Raw genomic sequence first — 2,559 nt, 5'->3', positions numbered from 1 at the left:
ATTATGACACCTGCTACTTCCCCTGTAAAGATGGGGTTTTCCTGACGCTTACGTTTAAACAATGGAAAAGGACGACGGCCTAAAAATAATGCCTTGTCATCTCACCCGGATTTGGGCTATGATTACTAACTGAATAGGACATTTCTATTTTGGTAAGAATAGGACATTTCTACTTTGGTAAGAATAGGACATTTCTACTTTGGTACGACATTTGAGTATTTTTACCTTGACATAATATTATTTTTGGGTTTACTATAAACGGGCTGTAATTACGATTTCTAACACAAGGAGGTGATATCAATGGACGGTCGATCTATTAACACTATATCAGCCATGCGAATGTCTGTTCGAATGGGGGAACCTGTACATTGAGCATCACCTTTTCATCTCTGCTCTAATCCACCTCAGTTTCCTTCTTCGATAAAGGCTTCGCTGACCAAGGCACAGGATTGGCTTGAGGGCCTTTATTAAATGCAGGAGGTGACGTGCCATGTTCTACATCCACAATGTTCCTGGAAGAGTAAGAATTAAAAGCGATGTACTGAAAAGAAATCCAGATGCTGCCGATGAAATCAGGAAAGCGTTAAGCATTCATGGCATTGTGACTGTGGGCATAAATGCCATCACCGGCAGCATACTCATCCACTACCGTTGTGATATTACGGATTGTGAGACTATTGTGTGTATTCTGGAAAACGGAGGCTTTTTTGATCGCACCCGTGCCATTGACAACGATGAGTATTTCATTAAAATCGCTTCTAAAGTGATAGAGGCTTTGAGTTATTTGGTTTGAAATATAAGCAATAAGAATGCTGCGGCAGGCTCTATGGTCGTTATATGGTCGCAGTTTAACATATTTATGGGCAAACCACCATACCTAAAAATAGACAAAAATGATTTTTTTGTCTATTTTTAGGTTAATTACTCATTTGTCTACAACCTGGTATAAGTTATCCAAACAACTTCCTTTTTAGAAATTATACGTCAAATTCAGACCGTACACGAAATTCTGGTCAAGCGCGCCGTTTGGATTATACGATACGCCGTTAACTATCCTGCTGGCGTCGTGTGACAGTGGAAACGTGTACATCGCCACCGGCTGTATGGTCAAGTCCTTTACTATCGGAATGGTTACGCCGACCATTACCATGCCGTCGTGAAAGGCGCTGTATTTATTGCCCGTGTAGGCGTCTGTGCCACCCGCTAAGGGTGCAAATGCACTTTTCTTTAAGATAGCATCAATTTCCTCTCTTACGCCGGCATTATCGCGTTTGAGGTTGTCGGCCCATTTGGAAGCAACCCTGTCAAGCTGAAACTCAGCGTTTACCAGTGTAATATGGGGGTCGAGACCAGAGGCGGAGGCGGTAACCAAATCACCTGGGATATCTTGCATGTCGTCATCGGGATGGTCCTGCCTCCACATGTCGAAGAAAACGGATTGGATATCCGATCCTGTATCTACTGGTTCGATAACCGTAGTGGTCTTATTATCGGCACCGGTATGTGTAACGTCGGCTGGGAACTTAGCCGGGTGTTCGGAAGAGAAGTTTTTGAAAAACTCTACTGCAAGGTCAGCGGCCTTTGGTTGGGGAGTTGCAGGGTTATCTTTTATAAACTGCGTTACTACCGCCTGATGGGCCTTCGCCCATTCGTCTATGTAAGTCGCATGGGTGGGGTCGGCGCTTACCCACGCCTGGGCGAGGGAGTTGTGCGTATCCGCCCATTGCGATACGATGTGGGGATTGCCCTGAAACACATCCTTTTTAAACCATGCTTCCACGTCAGGCGCCACGGGCTTTCCTGCATTGGGGCCGCTCTTGTAGTTTACGATTGGTCCTATTGAGCGCGCAACCCTGTCGCGGAGGGTATAATTATTTGCCGAATAAGACGACGACGCTGAGGCTGAGGCATCGTAGGACGCGGCTGAGGGCCGTGCCTGAAAATACTCGTCCCTGGTAAAGGGCTGGGCTATGAGCTTGGAGCCTACGAGTTTGCCGTCAGGACCGTTAATCATACTGCCGTTAGCCTCAAATGGAAACAAGGTTTGTCCCAATATCAGCAATGCTGCCACGTACACCACGCAACACAATACAACCGAAAATGCTAACAACAAAAAGCTCCTTGAAACGATCTTGCCCATATATTTATCCTCCTTATTAAACAATCTTCCGTTATAACTTAAACCAGATGAAGTGCCGTCATTGCCATGTCTATCAGCTTAATACCGATAAACGGTACGATTACTCCACCCAGGCCCCAAACTGTCAGATTTTTACGCAGCAGGGCGTCGGCGCCAAGCGGCCTGTAACGAACTCCCTTGAGTGCTACCGGAATCAGTATCGGGATAATCAGTGCGTTAAATATTACCGCCGACAGAATGGCTGATGTAGGTGAATGCAGGTTCATTATGTCAACTACCTTGAGCCAGGGCAGCGTTCCGGCAAAAAGCGCCGGAATAATGGCGAAATACTTAGCCACGTCGTTGGCTATAGAGAAGGTAGTAAGCCAGCAATTCTCGGTGAAGGTAAAATGATAGTGAGAATGCGTGTTTACAGAGAA

Annotated in this window: 2 protein-coding genes and 1 pseudogene; 1 reads left to right on the top strand and 2 read right to left on the bottom strand. The window is 45.8% G+C overall.

The window, feature by feature from the left end; genetic code table 11:
• Positions 1 to 490: 490 nt before the first annotated feature.
• Positions 491 to 793 (top strand): HMA2 domain-containing protein, encoded by a 303-nt coding sequence (locus AB7D94_RS16950; protein WP_420267249.1) that lies wholly within the window; start codon positions 491 to 493, stop codon positions 791 to 793.
• 177 nt (positions 794 to 970) lie between these two features.
• Here the strand turns inward: AB7D94_RS16950 and AB7D94_RS16945 are convergent, their stop codons facing one another.
• The gene (locus tag AB7D94_RS16945; protein ID WP_420267248.1) at positions 971 to 2,140 is read right to left on the bottom strand and encodes a potassium-transporting ATPase subunit C; all 1,170 of its coding nucleotides are present in this window, start codon (positions 2,138 to 2,140) and stop codon (positions 971 to 973) included.
• Positions 2,141 to 2,178: 38 nt separating this feature from the next.
• Positions 2,179 to 2,559: pseudogene (locus AB7D94_RS16940) on the bottom strand (hypothetical protein); the annotation flags it as partial.

The organism is Candidatus Magnetominusculus dajiuhuensis (genome assembly GCF_046044395.1).
In the GTDB taxonomy this organism is placed as follows: domain Bacteria; phylum Nitrospirota; class Thermodesulfovibrionia; order Thermodesulfovibrionales; family Magnetobacteriaceae; genus Magnetominusculus; species Magnetominusculus dajiuhuensis.
Note: the sequence above shows the minus strand (reverse complement) of the source record. Positions and strands in the feature narration are given on the sequence as shown.

Coding starts and splice junctions, on each gene's coding strand:
- AB7D94_RS16950 (WP_420267249.1), top strand. CDS start 491: ATGTTCTACATCCACAATGTTCCTGGAAGAGTAAGAATTAAAAGCGAT.
- AB7D94_RS16945 (WP_420267248.1), bottom strand. CDS start 2,140: ATGGGCAAGATCGTTTCAAGGAGCTTTTTGTTGTTAGCATTTTCGGTT.